15 protein-coding genes are annotated in these 16,555 nt (G+C 62.5%); 5 read left to right on the forward strand and 10 right to left on the reverse strand.

Annotated features, from left to right (window positions below; translation table 11 throughout):
* Window positions 1-111: 111 nt before the first annotated feature.
* Window positions 112-606: a hypothetical protein gene (locus tag PDMSB3_RS13715; RefSeq protein WP_007181172.1), complete on the reverse strand. Its 495-nt coding sequence runs from the start codon at window positions 604-606 to the stop codon at window positions 112-114.
* A gap of 310 nt (window positions 607-916) precedes the next feature.
* Here PDMSB3_RS13715 and PDMSB3_RS13720 point away from each other — a divergent pair, with 310 nt between their 5' ends.
* Window positions 917-1,531 (forward strand): cadmium resistance transporter, encoded by a 615-nt coding sequence (locus PDMSB3_RS13720; protein ID WP_007181170.1) that lies wholly within the window; start codon window positions 917-919, stop codon window positions 1,529-1,531.
* A 115-nt stretch (window positions 1,532-1,646) separates the two neighbouring features.
* Here the strand turns inward: PDMSB3_RS13720 and PDMSB3_RS13725 are convergent, their stop codons facing one another.
* Entirely contained in the window at window positions 1,647-1,976 is a 330-nt protein-coding gene (locus PDMSB3_RS13725) for a hypothetical protein (protein ID WP_007181169.1), read from the reverse strand.
* Window positions 1,977-2,265: 289 nt separating this feature from the next.
* Between PDMSB3_RS13725 and PDMSB3_RS13730 the strand changes: the two genes are divergently transcribed.
* Together PDMSB3_RS13730 and leuA are read left to right on the forward strand one after the other, a co-directional pair.
* Complete coding sequence (locus PDMSB3_RS13730) at window positions 2,266-3,150, forward strand: class I SAM-dependent methyltransferase (RefSeq protein WP_007181168.1); 885 nt, start codon at window positions 2,266-2,268, stop codon at window positions 3,148-3,150.
* Window positions 3,151-3,417: 267 nt separating this feature from the next.
* Complete coding sequence (gene leuA, locus PDMSB3_RS13735) at window positions 3,418-5,136, forward strand: 2-isopropylmalate synthase (protein ID WP_165186627.1); 1,719 nt, start codon at window positions 3,418-3,420, stop codon at window positions 5,134-5,136.
* Between the two features lie 150 nt (window positions 5,137-5,286).
* Here leuA and PDMSB3_RS13740 read toward each other — a convergent pair whose 3' ends face one another.
* From PDMSB3_RS13740 to PDMSB3_RS13775, 8 genes are all read right to left on the reverse strand, one after another.
* Window positions 5,287-6,060 (reverse strand): amino acid ABC transporter ATP-binding protein, encoded by a 774-nt coding sequence (locus PDMSB3_RS13740; RefSeq protein ID WP_007181166.1) that lies wholly within the window; start codon window positions 6,058-6,060, stop codon window positions 5,287-5,289.
* A complete protein-coding gene (locus PDMSB3_RS13745; protein WP_007181165.1) occupies window positions 6,060-6,737 on the reverse strand; it encodes an amino acid ABC transporter permease in 678 nt (225 codons plus the stop codon). Before PDMSB3_RS13745 ends, PDMSB3_RS13740 begins: the two co-directional genes overlap by 1 nt.
* A gap of 23 nt (window positions 6,738-6,760) precedes the next feature.
* Window positions 6,761-7,543: an amino acid ABC transporter substrate-binding protein gene (locus PDMSB3_RS13750; protein ID WP_007181164.1), complete on the reverse strand. Its 783-nt coding sequence runs from the start codon at window positions 7,541-7,543 to the stop codon at window positions 6,761-6,763.
* Window positions 7,544-7,900: 357 nt separating this feature from the next.
* A complete protein-coding gene (gene hydA / locus PDMSB3_RS13755; protein WP_165186629.1) occupies window positions 7,901-9,352 on the reverse strand; it encodes a dihydropyrimidinase in 1,452 nt (483 codons plus the stop codon).
* 53 nt (window positions 9,353-9,405) lie between these two features.
* A complete protein-coding gene (locus PDMSB3_RS13760; protein ID WP_007181161.1) occupies window positions 9,406-10,917 on the reverse strand; it encodes an NCS1 family nucleobase:cation symporter-1 in 1,512 nt (503 codons plus the stop codon).
* 111 nt (window positions 10,918-11,028) lie between these two features.
* Window positions 11,029-12,363, reverse strand: coding sequence for an NAD-dependent dihydropyrimidine dehydrogenase subunit PreA (gene preA, locus PDMSB3_RS13765; RefSeq protein WP_007181160.1), 1,335 nt, complete (start codon window positions 12,361-12,363; stop codon window positions 11,029-11,031).
* A gap of 64 nt (window positions 12,364-12,427) precedes the next feature.
* Entirely contained in the window at window positions 12,428-13,777 is a 1,350-nt protein-coding gene (locus PDMSB3_RS13770) for an NAD(P)-dependent oxidoreductase (protein WP_165186632.1), read from the reverse strand.
* A 135-nt stretch (window positions 13,778-13,912) separates the two neighbouring features.
* The gene (locus tag PDMSB3_RS13775; protein WP_165186634.1) at window positions 13,913-15,193 is read right to left on the reverse strand and encodes a Zn-dependent hydrolase; all 1,281 of its coding nucleotides are present in this window, start codon (window positions 15,191-15,193) and stop codon (window positions 13,913-13,915) included.
* A gap of 302 nt (window positions 15,194-15,495) precedes the next feature.
* Here PDMSB3_RS13775 and PDMSB3_RS13780 point away from each other — a divergent pair, with 302 nt between their 5' ends.
* Both PDMSB3_RS13780 and PDMSB3_RS13785 read left to right on the forward strand, forming a co-directional pair.
* Window positions 15,496-16,245 carry a TetR/AcrR family transcriptional regulator gene (locus PDMSB3_RS13780; protein ID WP_197740234.1) on the forward strand — a complete coding sequence of 250 codons (750 nt, stop codon included), beginning with the start codon at window positions 15,496-15,498 and terminating at the stop codon, window positions 16,243-16,245.
* 68 nt (window positions 16,246-16,313) lie between these two features.
* Window positions 16,314-16,550 (forward strand): type II toxin-antitoxin system Phd/YefM family antitoxin, encoded by a 237-nt coding sequence (locus tag PDMSB3_RS13785; protein WP_007181156.1) that lies wholly within the window; start codon window positions 16,314-16,316, stop codon window positions 16,548-16,550.
* The last annotated feature ends 5 nt before the right edge of the window (window positions 16,551-16,555 follow it).

The raw sequence follows: 16,555 nt of genomic DNA on the forward strand, positions 1-16,555 counted from the left end.
AGGTCGTTGCGGCTTGCCTGCCCTCACGGCTTGCTTTGCCTCACGGCTTGCCATGCGCCGCAAGTTTCCTTGTGTCACCAATCACCACTCGACTTGCCATTGCCCGATGCGTTATTCCGTCGCGTTCGCGGCCGGGGTCACAAGATTCGCCGGTGCGAGCCAGTTGAATGCGCTCAGCGTCGGCCCGTGGAACGTGCACTCGGCGGCGGCTGGCGTGACGATCTTCTGCGGTTTGGCGGGCTTGAGCGAGAGTGCTTCGGTTGCCGAAGCGCCTGATGCCCCAGAAGCACCAACGGACACCGCCGAAGCCGGCAATGCCGCAGACGCCGCCTGTGCGCCCGAAGCGGTCAGCGGCGCTTTCGTCACTGAAGCCACAGACGCCACAGACGCAGGCACCCCCACATGCTCGATCGATCCCTCGACCACCACCCGCGAGCCGTTAATGCCTGAGCCCGCATGGGCGATCTTCAGCGTATCCGCCGACGTATCCGCCAGCTTGCTTCGCATCAACTGCTCGCACGCGTCCGTGTTCTTATAGACAGTCGTACAGCCCGCCAGCAAAGCAGCAGCCGTGACGCAGGCGATAAAGAGAATCCGAATCTTCATTGATGTTCCGTTTTTCAAGCCGTCGGCAATTGTAGCTTACGGGCCGCTTGACCTGCACCCGCTCAGCGCACCCGGTCGCGTGTCCATTCAATGCCGGAAGCAACGTACCGGCTGCATATGGCAACGGACATCTTCACGGCCTATCCACCGCGAGTAACACAGTGACTGCTTGACCGCAGCGGCTTGCACCGGCATCGTGTTGACCGGCCGCCGTCCTTCCAGCGCGCCGCCGGCTTCCCGGCCGTGCCTCGCGATCAACATCGCTTCGCCCTCTCAATCTTTCTCACTTTGTGCCGACCAGCTTTCCCGCATGTTCAGCCTTGCCCTGCTCGCTATCGCGGGTTACACCGCCACCAACATCGACAACCTGTTCGTGCTGCTCGCCTTCCTGGCGGAAGCGGGCGGCGAGCGGTGTCGCGTGATCGCCGGGCAGTGTGCCGGCTCGCTGACCTTGATCGTGGGGTCAATGCTGCTCGCCGCATTGCTGAAGCATCTGCCGGCGGGTTATGTCGGATTGCTCGGCATCCTGCCCATCGGCGTGGGACTCGCCAAAGCATGGGAGCGCTTTGGCCCCCGCAGCGCGCAACAGGAGGAAACGCGGCGGGCCGGCGGCGAGCCGCCCGCCGCACGCGCCTCATCCCGGTGGGTGGTGGCCTGCGTTGCCATCGCCAACGGTTCCGACAATCTCGCCGTCTATGTGCCGCTGTACGCAAGCCATTCACACAGCGAGGGTGCATTCATCTCGCTGGTCTTTATCGTGATGATCGGGCTCTGGTGCGCGGGCGCCGTATGGCTCGTCAAACATCCACTGCTCGGCGCGCCGATCCGGCGCTACGGCACGGCGCTGCTACCGCTGATCCTGGTGGTGATCGGCGTCTCGGTGATCGCGCAGAACGATACGCCGCGGATCATATTCGGGCTCTGAGTGACGACGAGCGGCACATCAGCAAGAGAATCGACGAAAAAAAACGGCACGGTCCGTGCAAAGATGCGCAGCTGTCCAGCGCGCGATGCTGCATGACCGCCAGGCGCGCGACCGCTCAGTTCGCCGGCGTTTGCGGTTGCACGTAGGTACGTACGCCGGCGAGCGGTGAACCATAGCCGCCGGAATTCGCGTGGTTCGGCAAGCCGTTGACCAGTTGCGCGCGCGGATCGGTCGGATTCAGGTTCATTTCCCCTGCCTGCTGGTTGCCGTGCGTCGGATATTCGCTGCCTCGCGCTGCGTTCGGCATCAAACGCGTGCTGTTTTGCGGCGCATTCATGTCGTCCTGCGGACTCAGGCCTTGCGCTCCCGCCTGCGCGGCGATCGCGCACGCAGCCGCGCACAGTAACACCTGCCCTGCCCGCCACCTCCTCGATGTTCGTTTCATACCTGCCTCCAGCAAAATGAAATGAAAAGAAAAGAATCAGGTTGCGCTCGACACACGCCAGGCCCGCGCGCGACGGCAAACCCTGACCACCCCCTGACCACCATTTATACGCGCCATCTGACGCTTCGGATTCGCCCGGCGTGGCGCGACCTGCAGCAAACAGGAAAACTGGCTGCCCCGGTCATTTATTCCTCGCGTTCCCGGCTGCTGCGGCGCCACGCAGCAAATCGAGCAAGCGCCTATCCTTATGCCGATTGCCGATTTCCTTCCAGGCCGATCGAACCCGATAATGGACGCCATGAACCCTCGACCCAATCTCCAGACTCGCGCGTCGCGCACCGCGCTCGCCGCGTTGAGTGCGGCGCTGCTTCTCGCGGCCTGCGCCGGCCCGTCAGCCTCGACTTCCGCCTCTGCATCGGTCGATCCCGCGCTGCTCGACGCGGCCATTGCCGGACCGCAGCGCGGCGACAAGGCCCGCACGCGCGATATCTACCGTCATCCGAAAGAGACGCTGCAATTCTTCGAACTCGCGCCGTCACAAAGCGTGCTGGAGATCGAGCCGGGCGGCGGCTGGTATACGGAGATCCTCGCGCCGTATCTGCACGACCACGGCAAGCTCTTCGAGGCGCAGTACGACGGCCCGCAGGGCGGACCATCGGTGGAGGCACAGGCCGGCCGGGCTGCGTTCGCACGCAAGCTCGCGGCCACGCCCGCCGTCTACGGCAAGGTCGTGGTCGGCACGCTGCATGCGGGCCAGTTCAGCGGTTTTCCAGCCGATGCCAGCGTCGATGAGGTGCTGACCTTCCGCAATATCCACAACTGGATCAAGGACGGCCAGATCGACGCGAACCTGCGCGCCTTCTACGCAGCGCTCAAGCCGGGCGGCGCGCTCGGGGTCGAGGAACATCGCGCGGCGCCGGGCACCTCGCTGCAACAAACCATCGATACCGGCTACGTGACCGAAGACTACGTGATCGAACACGCGCGCGCGGCCGGCTTCGAGCTGGCCGGCAAGAGCGAGGTGAACAGCAACCCGCGTGACACGAAAAACTATCCCAACGGCGTCTGGTCGCTGCCGCCGACCTTCGAAGGCGGCGACGTCGACCGGGCGAAATACGCGGCGATCGGCGAATCGGACCGCATGACCTTGCGCTTCGTAAAACCGGCGCACTGATCGCGCACGGACGGGACGGCGCTTGACGCCGTCCCAATAATATGTTCCTATTGCGCACTATGTACCGCGCCCAGACCATCCTATCGCTACTACTAGCCCCCTCTACCGGGCTAGGTCTGCTGCTGCGCGCTTCTATCTGATACACCCGAAGCACCGCTCAATTCCCCAGTAACTGACCCAGCCCCGGTTTCCGACCGGCGGCCCAGTTATGTCTTTTCGTCGTCCGGTCGACTCCCAGCTATCTGGTCTCACCCAAGGACGATGAAAATGTTGAAGAACCCCGCTACCAAATATCGCTCGTTCAAGCCCATCGACTTGACGGATCGCCAGTGGCCGTCGCGCACCATCACGCAAGCGCCGATCTGGATGAGCACTGATCTGCGCGACGGCAATCAGTCGCTCTTCGAGCCGATGGATGCGCAGCGCAAGATGCGCATGTTCAAGACGCTGGCGCAGATCGGCTTCAAGGAAATCGAAGTCGCGTTTCCGTCCGCTTCGCAGACCGACTTCAATTTCGTGCGTGAGCTGATCGAAGGCGGCCATATCCCCGACGACGTCACGATCGAAGTCCTGACGCAAGCTCGCGACGATCTGATCCAGCGCACCTTTGAATCGTTGCGTGGCGTGCCGCGCGCCATCGTCCATCTGTACAACGCGACCGCGCCGGAATTCCGCAAGATCGTCTTCAATCTGGAGAAGAGCGGCGTGAAGGAACTCGCGCAAAACGCTGCGCGCACGATGAAGCGCATCGCCGCCACCATGCCGGAAACACAGTTCACGTTCCAGTACAGCCCGGAAGTGTTCAGCGGCACCGAAATCGAATTCGCCAAGGAAGTCTGCGACGCCGTGTTCGACATCTGGGAACCGACACCGGAGCACAAGGCGATCGTCAACCTGCCGGCCACCGTCGAAATGTCCACGCCGAACATCTACGCGGACCAGATCGAGTGGATGCACCGCAATCTCAAGCGCCGCGATTCGCTGGTCATCTCCGTGCATCCGCATAACGATCGCGGCACTGCCGTGGCCGCGGCCGAACTCGCCGTGATGGCCGGCGCGGATCGTATCGAAGGCTGTTTGTTCGGCAACGGCGAGCGCACCGGTAACGTCGATCTCGTTACGCTCGCATTGAACCTGTACACGCAGGGCGTCGATCCGGGCCTCGACTTCTCCAACATCAACGAAGTCGCGCGTACCGCGGAAGAGTGCACGCAATTGCCGATCCATCCGCGTCATCCGTATGTCGGCGATCTGGTGTTCACCGCCTTTTCGGGTTCGCATCAGGATGCGATCAAGAAGGGCTTTGCGGTGCAAAAACCGGATGCAATGTGGGAAGTGCCCTATATGCCGATCGATCCGGCCGATCTGGGCCGCACCTACGATTCGGTGATTCGCGTGAACAGCCAGTCGGGCAAAGGCGGCATTGCCTATCTGCTCGAACAGGGCTACGGCGTGGTGTTGCCGCGCCGCCTGCAAGTGGATTTCAGCTCGGCCGTGCAGCGCTTCACCGACGATAGCGGCCAGGAAGTCACCTCCGCGCAGATCTGGGAATTGTTCCAGCAGGAATATGTGCAGAACGCCACGCCGATCCATTACGTCGGCCATAGCCTGTCCGAGCGCGACGGACGCGAGCACATCAAGCTCACGGTCGATATCGACGGCACGCGGCGTGTGCTGAACGGCGCTGGTAATGGTCCGCTCGACGCGTTGATGCACGCGATCGGCGTGCCGGTGCGCATTCAACATTATGAAGAGCGCGCGTTGACTCAAGGTGCCGATGCACGCGCGGTGGCGGTTGCCGAAATGGCCGGAGCCGATGTGGCCGGCAGCGCATTCGGCGTCGGTATCGATGCCAATCTGGTGACGGCTTCGATTCGCGCGGTGATCAGCGGTGTGAATCGCGCTTACGCACGAGTCAATGCGCAAGCGAAGGAGCGCTTCTTCGAGGCCGCCATGAACGATGCTACGGAAAGCGTGGGCGTTTAAGGTTTGAGGAGCGTGGCTGCGATTTCGTAGCGCGAACGTTCAAAGGGGGCGTTGTTCAACGCCCCCTTTTCTTTTGACCCGCTGCCCCGCTGCGCTGCTGAATTGCTGAATTGCGGCATAGCTACCGCCACTGCCTTACTGCTTCTCGGATCAGTTCGGTGCAGTCCACTCATCCGGCAGACTGTGCGTCAGCGTAGACACGAATCGCTCGGTTTCCGGCGCACGCGGCTGCATGAAGATCTGGCGCGACGGACCGGCCTCCACCACCACGCCGTTATTCAGAAACACCACGTCGCGCGCGATCGTCGCGGCAAGCCGCAGGTCGTGCGTGGCCATCAGCATGGTCATACCTTCGGTGGCGAGTTGCTTGAGCACCTCCACCACTTCCGCGGCGAGACCGGGATCGAGCGCCGAGGTCGGCTCGTCACATAGCAACACTTCCGGCGACGGCGCCAACGCCCGCGCAATCGCCACACGCTGCTGCTGACCGCCGGACAGCGTCGAAGGCCACGCATCCGCCTTCTGCGCGATGCCGACTTTCTCCAGCAATTCGTCGGCGCGAACCCGCGCCTTGTCCTTGTCCCACTTCAGCACGGTCAGCAAACCTTCCATCACGTTCTGCCGCACCGTGAGATGCGGAAAGAGCTGGAAGTTCTGAAACACCATGCCCGTGCGACGGCGAATCGTCAGTACCGTTTCGCGCGAGGGTTTGTGCTCGCGGCTGAATTCCAGCCGCTGGTCGCCGAGTTCGAGCGAACCGGACTCCGGAATCTCGAGCAGATTCACGCAACGCAGCAGCGTGCTTTTACCGCTGCCTGACGGACCGATCAATGCGGTGACATTGCCCGAGGCAAGTTGAAGATCGACCGAGTTCAGTACCCGTTGGCCGCCGAAGTACTTGTCGATTTTTTCCAGTCGGATCATCAGTTGCCTGCATGGAAAAGTGCGTGGCGGCCGAATTTGCGCTCGAGCCTGACCTGCGCCGACGACAACACCGAACTGAAGACCAGATAAACCAGGGCCGCCTCGGTGTACAGGATCAGCGGCTCGTAAGTCACCGACGCGATCCGCTGCGCCGCCTGAAACACTTCAGGCACGGTCAGCACCGCGGCGAGCGAGGTGTCTTTCACCAGCGCGATGAACGAATTCGACAAGGGCGGCAGCGCAACGCGCGCCGCTTGCGGCAGGATGGCGCGGCGCAAGGCCTGCTCGCGCGTCATACCCATCGAATACGCTGCTTCCCACTGCCCTTTCGGAATCGACTCGATCACGCCGCGTATCACTTCGGAGTTGTACGCGCCTACATTCAACGAAAAGCCGATGATCGCCGCCGTCAACGGATCGAGCACGATGCCCACGTTCGGCAATCCGTAGAAGATCACGAATAGTTGCACGAGCAACGGTGAGCCGCGAAACAGCCACACGTAGAAGCGCACGATCGCCACGGCCCACTTCGGTCCGAACAGACGCACCAGTGCGACGAGGAACGCGAGCGCCAGCCCGATCGCAAACGATATCAGCGTGAGCGGCACAGTGAACACGAGCCCCGCATACAGCAGGGGCCACAGCGACTGCGCCATCAGATGCAACCATGCCGGCATGATTCAGACTCGCGGAAAGGCGTTTACTGGGAGACGTCCTTGCCGAAATACTTCTGGGAAATCTTCGCGTAGGTGCCGTCTTTCCTGATGCCGGCGAGCGCCTTGTTGATCGCCGCCTGCAATTCGGGGTTGCCCTTCCTGATCAGCACGGCGGACTTGTCGCTGCTGTCGGTCGAGGTGTCGAGCGCGGCGATCTTCACCTTTGCGTCCGGCTTGTGCTTCTTGAAGTCGAGGAACGACAGCGAGTCGTTGACGGTGGCATCCACACGGCCCGAGGTCAGCAGGTCGATCGACTCATTGAAGCCCTGCACGGGAATCACTTCCGCGCCGTGCGCGGCTGCGATCTTGCCGAAGTTGCTGGTCAGCGTGTTGGCCGACTTCTTGCCCTTCAGGTCGTCGAAATTCTTGATCGTGGTGTTGTTCGACTGCACGATCAACGCTGCATGCGAAGTGATGTACGGGTCGGAGAAATCGTATTTGACCTTGCGCGCGTCGGTAATGGCCACTTCGTTGATCACCGCGTCGTAACGGTTCACGTCGAGACCCGCGATCAGACCGTCCCATTTGCCTTCGACGAATTGCGGCTTGACGCCGAGACGCTGCGCAATTGCCGTGCCGATTTCCACGTCGAAGCCGGTCAGCTTGCCGGATTCGTCGTGATACGTGAATGGCGCATAGGTGCCTTCGGTGCCGATCCTGAACACGCCGGCGGATTTGATCTGCGCGAGTTCATCGGCGGCGAATGCGGAGCTCACGGCCACCGCCTGGAACAACGCGATCAGCAGAATGGAACGAATCGATTTCATCAGGCGGCTCCGTCAAATAGGCCACGTCGGTGGCTTGGTCTTGTGTTGGACAGTCCCCGCCGGCGTTTGAGCCCGGCTGAGTGGGCGGACTGTAGCAAATGGCCTGGGTTTTTACAAAGGATCAGGTTTTCGATCCATATGCGCTTGCGTGCTAAGCGAACAGCCATGACCTCTGACATGACGTGGATTTCAACTCTACAGCAGATAGAGCAGGCGCGGCATGCATCGCAACATGGAACGTGTGTTGCGCGCCATCGGGGAAAACGCGAGAGGAGTGCTGCCGGAGCGAACGCCCGGCATGGAAAAACGGGTGGCGCCGCATTCGATGGCGGCGCCACCCGTGGGATTGCCAATAGCCTACCGCTCCACCGGATGCGGCTCCTTGCGCCTGTTGGCGACCCGGATCGCGTCGAAGTAAGCGCCGTTGGGCGGGCGCTTCAGATAACGGCCCGCACCGCGCACCGCGCGCAATTCGCCGTCGGTCCACGCGAGCGCGCCGCGCGTGAGCGTGTGCATCGCCACGCCTTGCACCGTCATGCCTTCGAACACGTTGAAGTCCACTTTCTGATGATGCGTCTTCACCGAAATCGTCCTGCTCGCGTTCGGGTCCCACACTACCAGGTCGGCATCCGCGCCAACCCGCACCGCGCCTTTGCGGGGATACAGGTTGAAAATCTGCGCGGCGTTCGTCGAGGTGATACGCACGAACTCGTTCGGCGTGAGACGCCCGGAATTCACGCCGTGATGCCAGAGCACCGCCATCCGGTCTTCCACGCCGCCGCAGCCGTTCGGGATCTTCGTGAAGTCCTCGCGGCCCATCGCCTTTTGCGACGCGCAGAAGACGCAGTGATCGGTCGCCGTGGTATGCAGCTGGCCGGCTTGCAAACCGCGCCACAACGCCTCGCGATGCTCGGCCGAGCGGAACGGCGGGCTCATTACGTGGGCCGCCGCGCGGGTCCAGTCGGGATCGCGATACACCGCTTCGTCGATCACCAGATGGCCCGGCAGCACCTCGCCGAATACGCGCAGACCTTCGCTGCGCGCGCGCGCAATGGCATCCACCGCGTCTTTTGCGGACACGTGCACGATATACACCGGCACGCCCAGCACCTGCGCGATCCGGATCGCGCGATTGGCCGCTTCGCCCTCCACTTCGGGCGGCCGCGACAGCGGATGCGCCTCCGGACCGGTAAAGCCTTTCGCCAGCAACTGACGCTGCAACTGGAACACCAGCTCACCGTTTTCCGCATGCACGGTGGGCAGCGCGCCGAGTTCGAGCGAACGGGAGAAGCTGTTCACCAGCACTTCGTCGTCGGCCATGATCGCGTTTTTATAGGCCATGAAGTGCTTGAAACTCGACACGCCGTGTTCGTGCACCAGCGTGCCCATGTCGCGATAGACCGAATCGTCCCACCACGTCACCGCGACATGAAAGCCGTAGTCCGAAGACGCTTTGTCGGCCCAGCCGCGCCATTCCTTGAAGGCCTCCATTAGCGGCTGCTTCGGGCTCGGAATCACGAAGTCGATGATGCTCGTGGTGCCGCCCGACAAACCCGCCGCTGTGCCGGTGTAGAAATCGTCGCTCGCCGTGGTGCCCATGAACGGCAATTCCATGTGCGTGTGCGGGTCGATACCGCCGGGCATCACATACTGCCCGCCCGCGTCGACGATCGTGGCGCCGGCCGGCGCCTGCAGATCCTCGCCGATCTGCAGGATCGTGCCGCCGTCCTGCGGGTCCGCGCACAACACGTCCGCACGATACGTGTTCTCCGCGTCGATAATCGTGCCGCCACGAATCAGGGTCGTCATGTTGCCGCCTCCTTATGAACTGCTGGTTTCGTTGCTGCGTACTTCGTTCCTGTTCATGCACTCGCCACGCGCGCACTGGGCCCCTTGCTCAGCTTCATCCACGCGCTATATACGATCGACGCCAACGCGAGTCCGACAAACCAGGCATACGTATAGAGCGTATTGAAGATCGCCGGCACGTTGGGAAACGACGCCGGAAACGCGGTGTGCAGGAAGCCCGGCAAGTTCGGCAGCACGCCGATCACGAGCGCGACCACCGCGCCGATATTCCAGCCGCCGGTGTAGCTGTACTCGCCCTGTTCGTCGAACAGTTCACGCGTGTCCAGGCGCGTGCCGCGAATCAGGAAATAGTCGACCATCAGAATCCCCGCCACCGGACCGAGCAAGGCCGAATAGCCGACCAGCCATGTAAAGATATAACCCTGCGTGGTAGCGAGAATCTTCCACGGCATCATCACGATTGCGATGGTCGCGGTAATCATGCCGCCCACGCGATACGAAATACCTTTGGGCCACAGGCTCGAAAAATCATAGGCCGGACCGACGAGATTTGCCGCGAGATTGCAGCACATGGTGTCGAGCGTCAGGATGATCAGCGCGACGCCCACGCCAATGCCGGTCATGCGGCTCGTCAGGTCGATCGGATCCCAGATCGCCTTGCCGTAAATCACCACGGTAGCCGACGTGACGACCACCGAAATCACCGAGAGCAATGCCATCGGCACCGGCAAGCCGACTGACTGGCCGATGATCTGATCGCGCTGCGTTCTGGCAAAACGCGTGAAGTCGGGAATATTCAATGCGAGCGTGGCCCAGAAACCGACCATTGCCGTGAGGCCGGGCCAGAAGGTGATCCAGAACATGCCCTCTTTCTTGCCGCCCGGCACGAATTGCGACGGCGCCGACAGCATCGAGCCCAAACCGCCCGCTTTCGATGTCGCCCACCACACGAGCGCAATGCACATCACGATCTTGATCGGCGCGGACCAGCTTTCGAGCCAGCGGATCGAATCGGTGCCATGCACGATGAAGTAGATCTGCAGCGCCCAGAACACGAGAAAACAGGCCAGTTGCGCAAGCGAGATGTCGAGGAACGGCAAAGCCGCGCCGTGCAGCGCGTTGCCGGTGAGAATGTTCAGCAGCGTATAGATCGCGCTGCCGCCGAGCCACGTCTGAATCCCGTACCAGCCACAGGCGACGATCGCGCGCAGCATCGCCGGCAATTTGGCGCCCTGCGTGCCGAACGAGGAGCGCACCAGCACCGCGTACGGAATGCCGTGCTTCGCGCCCGCATGGCCAATCAGCAGCATCGGCGCCAGCACGATCAGGTTGCCGAGCAGCACGGTCATCACGGCTTGCCACGGCGACATGCCCTCTTCCGTCAAACCGGCGGCGAGCATGTAGGACGCGATGTTCATCACCATCCCTACCCAGAGCGCCGCGAAGTGATACCACTTCCATGTGCGCTGCGCGATACCGGTCGGCGCCAGGTCGTCGTTGTAAAGACTGCTGCCCTGCACGCCGGCTGCGAACTGCGGGTCGGCGGGTTGCGCTGTCTGCTTCATCTAGGGATCTCCACTCGATCGTTGAGGCCCGCGCGGCTCTAATGGCGCGTCGGGCCCTGGGGAATGACAGGTTCAGTACTAGCGCTGCGTGTCCTGCAACCACGTCGTGTTTCAGGCGGCTTTCGCCGCGTGGGCATGCGCGGGCTCGGCGGTTTCAGCCGCGTCCGCCGTTGCGCCTTGTCCGGCACCCACTCGCGCCGGGTTGTTCGGATGCGTGGTCCAGTTCGCGTACTCGCCGTTGTCCACGCGTTCCATCGTGATGCACTGCTCGACCGGACACACGTGCATGCACAGATTGCAGCCGACACATTCGGAGTCCATCACTTCAAAATGCCGGACGCCATCTTTTTCTTTCATGATCGCCTGGTGAGCCGTGTCTTCGCAGGCGATATGGCACAGGCCACACTGAATGCACTTGTCCTGATCGATGCGCGCCTTGATGTCGTATTTGAGGTTCAGGTATTTCCAGTCGGTGACATTCGGCACGGCGCGGCCGCAAATGTCGTCGAGCGTTGCGTAACCTTTTTCGTCCATCCAGTTGGAGAGGCCGTCGGCGAGATCGGAAACGATACGGAATCCGTAGTGCATCGCCGCCGTGCAGACCTGCACGCTGCCCGCGCCAAGCACCATGAATTCGGCGGCGTCGCGCCATGAGGAGATTCCGCCGATACCGGAAATCGGCAGGTTCGGCGTTTCTACGTCGCGCGCGATTTCCGCCACCATGTTCAGCGCGATCGGCTTCACGGCCGGGCCGCAGTAGCCGCCGTGCGTGCCTTTGCCGTCGACCATCGGCAACGGCGACATTGCATCGAGATCGACGGCCACGATCGAGTTGATCGTGTTGATCAGCGAGACGCCGTCCGCGCCGCCTTTATAGGCCGCGCGCGAACCCAGACGAATGTCGCTGATGTTCGGCGTCAGTTTGACGAGGCACGGCAGTTTCGTGCCCTCCTTGACCCAGCGCGTGACCATCTCCACGTACTCGGGCACCTGGCCCACCGCCGCACCCATGCCGCGTTCGCTCATGCCATGCGGGCAGCCGAAATTCAGTTCGACCGCATCCGCGCCGGTGTCCTCGACGAGCGGCAGAATCCATTTCCAGTCGCGTTCGTTGCACGGCACCATCAGCGAGACGATCATCGCGCGATCGGGCCAATCGCGTTTGACTTGCGCGATTTCCTTCAGATTGACGTCGAGCGGACGGTCGGTGATCAGTTCGATGTTGTTCAGGCCTGCGATACGCTGGCCGTTCCATTGCACCGCGCCGTAGCGCGAGCTAACGTTCACCACGTGCGGGTCGAGGCCAAGCGTCTTCCACACCACGCCGCCCCAGCCCGCCTCGAAGGCGCGGTTCACGTTATAGGCTTTGTCGGTCGGCGGCGCGGAGGCGAGCCAGAAGGGATTCGGCGAAGTGATGCCGGCAATCGTACAGCGCAGATCGGCCATGTTCGGCTCCTTGGGGACTGCTGTTTTTTGTCTGTTTTCGTTACGTGATTTGGCTCGATTCGCTTCAGGCGGCTTTCGCCGCCGTGCGGGCGAACTGCGCATCGATGGCGGCAGCGGCGACCTTGCCGTCCTGCACCGCCTGCACCGTGAGATCGATGCCGCCAGTGGCCGCGCAATCGCCGCCGGCCCATACGTTTGCCAGCGAGGTCTGGCCGTTCGCGTCGACTGCGATACGGCTGCCGTCCAAGGTCAGCAACTCGCGCCCGATGCCGACCGGCACCAGCGTTTGACCGATCGCCTTGAGCACCATGTCGGCTTCGACTACGAAGCGCTCCTCGCCGCCATCATTCGACGTACGTACGAATTCGACACCCGTGACCACGCCGCCGTCGCCAATCAACCGCATCGGCGTGGCATGCGTGATGAGCGTCACGCCGCTGGTCTGCGCGAAGTCGCGCTCGGCCCAGGTGGCGCTCATCGCTTCGACGCCGCGCCGGTACACCATCGTCACCGACGCCGCGCCGAGCTTGCGGCTTTGCACGGCAGCATCCACCGCCGTATTGCCGCCGCCGATCACGACGACGCGCCGGCCCACCGGCACCGTGCCGAGGTCGCTCGTGCTGCGCACCTGTTCGATGAAGTCCACCGCGTTCATCACACCGCCAAGGTCTTCGCCTTCCATCGCGAGCGCCCGCACGCCGCCGAGGCCGATAGCGAGGAACACCGCGTCGTGCTGCTTGCGCAGCGTGTCGAGCTCGATATCGCGACCAAGCGCCACGCCATGTTTGATTTCGATACCGCCAACGGAGCACAGCCACGCCACTTCACGCTGCGCAAAATCATCGACGGTTTTGTAGGCGGCAATGCCGTATTCGTTCAGGCCGCCGGCTTTTTCGTGAGCGTCGTAGATCGTCACGTTATGGCCGGCGAGCGCAAGCCGATGCGCGCAGGAGAGTCCCGCCGGCCCCGCGCCGACCACCGCAACGTGCCGTCCGGTTTCGGCCGCGCGCTTGAACAGCACTTCGCCGCGCGCCATCGCCCAGTCCGTCGCATGACGTTGCAGCGCACCGATCGCCACTGGTTTCGCATCCTGATGGTTGCGCACGCAAGCGCCTTCACAAAGAATTTCCGTGGGGCAGACGCGTGCGCACATGCCGCCCATCGGGTTGGCCGACAGAATGTCCACGGCCGCGCCCTTCAGATTGCCGTTGCTGATCTTGCGGATGAAACTGGGAATGTCGATCTGCGTGGGGCACGCGTTCACGCACGGCGCGTCGTAACAGTAATGACAGCGGCTCGCCGCCGCGGCCGCGGCGCTCGCGTCGAGCAGCGGTGCGATGTCGGAGAACTCGCACGAGAGCTGCTCGGGCGACAGGCGCTGAGCGGCAATGTCGCCGGTTTGCTTGATGGCCATACTCGTTCCTTCTTCGATGTGAGGACGTAGCCGCTCCCGCCGGCCGCGCTTCGAGCGCAGCCGGGACGGCTTGTTTTATGGGCACTAAAGTAAAGCGGGTGAAACGACCGCAACCGCCGGATCGCTACGACGTCGTCATGAAACCGGCTCGCACGCACGCTCCAGCATGGCGTGCAGCAGCACGTTGGCGCCTGCCTCGATCCACTCGAAGGTGGCGTCTTCGATCTCGTTGTGACTGATGCCGTCCACGCATGGCACGAACACCATCGAGGTCGGCGCGACCTGGGCCAGATAACAGGCATCGTGACCCGCACCGGACACCATGTTGCGATGCGGATAACCGAAACGCTCCGCGGCCGCGCGCACGGACTTCACGCAGGCTTCGTCGAAAGCGACGGGCGCGTAATAAAAGATCTGCTCCAACTCGGTTTCAAGACCGATGCAGTTTGCGATATCCGCTACGCCCTGGCGCAACGCGGCATCCATTTTCGCGAGCACCGCATCGTCCGGGTGACGGAAATCGACAGTGAAAAACACGCGGCCCGGAATCACGTTGCGCGAGTTCGGATAGACCTGCATCATGCCGACCGTCGCACAGCCGAACGGCGCGTGGTCCAGACCAATGCGATTGACCAGATCGACCACGCGCGCGGCGCCGAGCAAGGCGTCGCGGCGGCGCGGCATGGGCGTCGGCCCCGCGTGCGCCTCCTGTCCCGTCAGCGTGATTTCGTACCAGCGCTGGCCTTGCGCGTCGGTCACCACGCCGATGGTTTTCTGTTCGGCTTCGAGAATCGGTCCCTGTTCGATATGCAATTCGAACGCCGCGTGCAGCGGCCGCCCGCCGCACGGCAGATCGCCCGCGTAGCCGATACGGTTGAGTTCCTCGCCGATGGTCTTGCCATCCACGTCCTTACGCGAAAGGCCGTAGTCGAGCGTGAACACGCCTGCAAACACGCCCGACGCCACCATTGCCGGCGCGAAGCGCGAGCCTTCCTCGTTGGTCCAGATCACCACTTCGACGGGATGCTCTGTCTCGATGCCGTGATCGTTCAGACTCCGAATCACTTCGAGACCGCCCAGCACACCGTAGATGCCGTCAAAGCGGCCGCCGGTCGGCTGCGAGTCGGCGTGCGAACCGGTCACGACCGGCAGCGCGGCGGGATTGCGCCCGGCGCGGCGCATGAACACGTTGCCCATCTGATCGACACTGACCGTGCAACCGGCTTGCTTCGCCCAACTGACGATCAGGTCACGCCCTTCCTTGTCGAGATCGGTCAGCGCAAGGCGGCAGACGCCGCCTTTGGGCGTGGCGCCGATCTTCGCCATCGTCATCAGGCTGTCCCACAACCGCTTGCCGTCGACCTTGACCGACGTACCGGGTTCTGAGTGTTTCAGGGCTTCGGATACCGCGTTCATTCGTCTCGCTCCTTTCGGTGGACCGACATAAAACTGGTGCATCGGCGGCGGGTTTTGGGGCGTAGCCGCACGGAGGCGGTGCACACGGGATGCCTTTGATCGCCTCTTATACAGAGGGCAAACCCTGAGGCATCGGCCGCTCTTCCAATCCTGTCCAGTTGGACAGGTTGTAGACGATTAAACTCGCCAAATCAACACCTTTCGTTCGGTGAGAAACATAGCGAGAAGCGTGCCATTGCATCGCAGCATGTGTTTGCCGCGGGTAGCGAATGCGCGTGTGGGTGCCGCGGCAAACGACTAGAATGAAGCGCGACGCGGCACACATGCCGCCGAAGGCGAACATGAGAGACGACGACGTGGCAGCCGACATCACGGAAAACGAAGAAACACGCGCACCTTTGCGGCGGCGCAAGGCACATATTCGCGAGTCGAATGAAGCGCATCTTCTGGCGTGCGCCGAGGCGGTTTTCGCCGAGCGCGGACTCGACGGCACCAGCACGGCAATGATCGCGGAGCGCGCAGGCTTGCCGAAAGCCAACCTGCATTACTACTTCCCGACAAAGCTCGCGCTATACCGGCGCGTGCTGGAGGATCTGTTCGAAGACTGGTATCGCGCGGCCGACACGTTCGAATGCAGCGACGATCCGGTCGAAGCGATCGGCGGCTACGTACGCGCGAAAATGGAATTATCGCGCCGCCGGCCGCTCGGCTCGAAGGTGTGGGCGAGCGAGATCATTCACGGCGCGGAGCACATGGAGGACATTCTCACGGAGCGCGTGAAGCCTTGGCTCGATAGCCGCGTGAAGGTGATCGACGACTGGATCGCGCGCGGGTTGCTTGCGCCGGTGAATGCGCAAACGCTGATGTACATGATCTGGGCGACGACTCAACATTACGCCGACTTCGACGCGCAGATTCGCGCGCTCAAAGGCAAGCGCGCGTTGACGCAGAAAGCGTTCGAGGCGACGACGGAGGAAGTCGTGCAGTTGGTGATTCGGGCGTGTGGGGCGGTCTCGCCGGAGAGGTCGGACCTGTTGGGGCAGAGCACCTGAGCGGCTTACCTAAGCGGCGCATCCAGGGGCAGAATTACGGCTTTAAACAGATGACTATCGAGAAAATCATGCAACGGAATCTGGTATCGAAGTCCGAGTTCAAAACCAGAGCGCTCGAGTTCTTTCGGCAAGTGGAATTTTCCGGCGAAAGCCTGATCGTGACGGACCACGGCAAACCCGTGCTTGAAGTGCGGCCCTACCGTCGAGCGGAACGGTGCCCGCTCGACGCGCTGCGCGGCACGGTTGTTAAATACGACAATCTCACCGCGTCTGCCGGTGAAGACGATTGTGAGGCGGCACGGTGAATTCC

The organism is Paraburkholderia dioscoreae (assembly GCF_902459535.1).
Taxonomy (GTDB): domain Bacteria; phylum Pseudomonadota; class Gammaproteobacteria; order Burkholderiales; family Burkholderiaceae; genus Paraburkholderia; species Paraburkholderia dioscoreae.

Coding starts and splice junctions, on each gene's coding strand:
- PDMSB3_RS13730 (WP_007181168.1), top strand. CDS start 2,266: ATGGACGCCATGAACCCTCGACCCAATCTCCAGACTCGCGCGTCGCGC.
- PDMSB3_RS13745 (WP_007181165.1), bottom strand. CDS start 6,737: ATGCCGGCATGGTTGCATCTGATGGCGCAGTCGCTGTGGCCCCTGCTG.
- PDMSB3_RS13740 (WP_007181166.1), bottom strand. CDS start 6,060: ATGATCCGACTGGAAAAAATCGACAAGTACTTCGGCGGCCAACGGGTA.
- PDMSB3_RS13750 (WP_007181164.1), bottom strand. CDS start 7,543: ATGAAATCGATTCGTTCCATTCTGCTGATCGCGTTGTTCCAGGCGGTG.
- PDMSB3_RS13725 (WP_007181169.1), bottom strand. CDS start 1,976: ATGAAACGAACATCGAGGAGGTGGCGGGCAGGGCAGGTGTTACTGTGC.
- hydA (WP_165186629.1), bottom strand. CDS start 9,352: ATGACGACCCTGATTCGTGGCGGCACGATTATCGACGCGGAGAACACG.
- PDMSB3_RS13770 (WP_165186632.1), bottom strand. CDS start 13,777: ATGGCCATCAAGCAAACCGGCGACATTGCCGCTCAGCGCCTGTCGCCC.
- PDMSB3_RS13780 (WP_197740234.1), top strand. CDS start 15,496: ATGAAGCGCGACGCGGCACACATGCCGCCGAAGGCGAACATGAGAGAC.
- PDMSB3_RS13720 (WP_007181170.1), top strand. CDS start 917: ATGTTCAGCCTTGCCCTGCTCGCTATCGCGGGTTACACCGCCACCAAC.
- preA (WP_007181160.1), bottom strand. CDS start 12,363: ATGGCCGATCTGCGCTGTACGATTGCCGGCATCACTTCGCCGAATCCC.
- PDMSB3_RS13785 (WP_007181156.1), top strand. CDS start 16,314: ATGCAACGGAATCTGGTATCGAAGTCCGAGTTCAAAACCAGAGCGCTC.
- PDMSB3_RS13775 (WP_165186634.1), bottom strand. CDS start 15,193: ATGAACGCGGTATCCGAAGCCCTGAAACACTCAGAACCCGGTACGTCG.
- leuA (WP_165186627.1), top strand. CDS start 3,418: ATGTTGAAGAACCCCGCTACCAAATATCGCTCGTTCAAGCCCATCGAC.
- PDMSB3_RS13760 (WP_007181161.1), bottom strand. CDS start 10,917: ATGAAGCAGACAGCGCAACCCGCCGACCCGCAGTTCGCAGCCGGCGTG.
- PDMSB3_RS13715 (WP_007181172.1), bottom strand. CDS start 606: ATGAAGATTCGGATTCTCTTTATCGCCTGCGTCACGGCTGCTGCTTTG.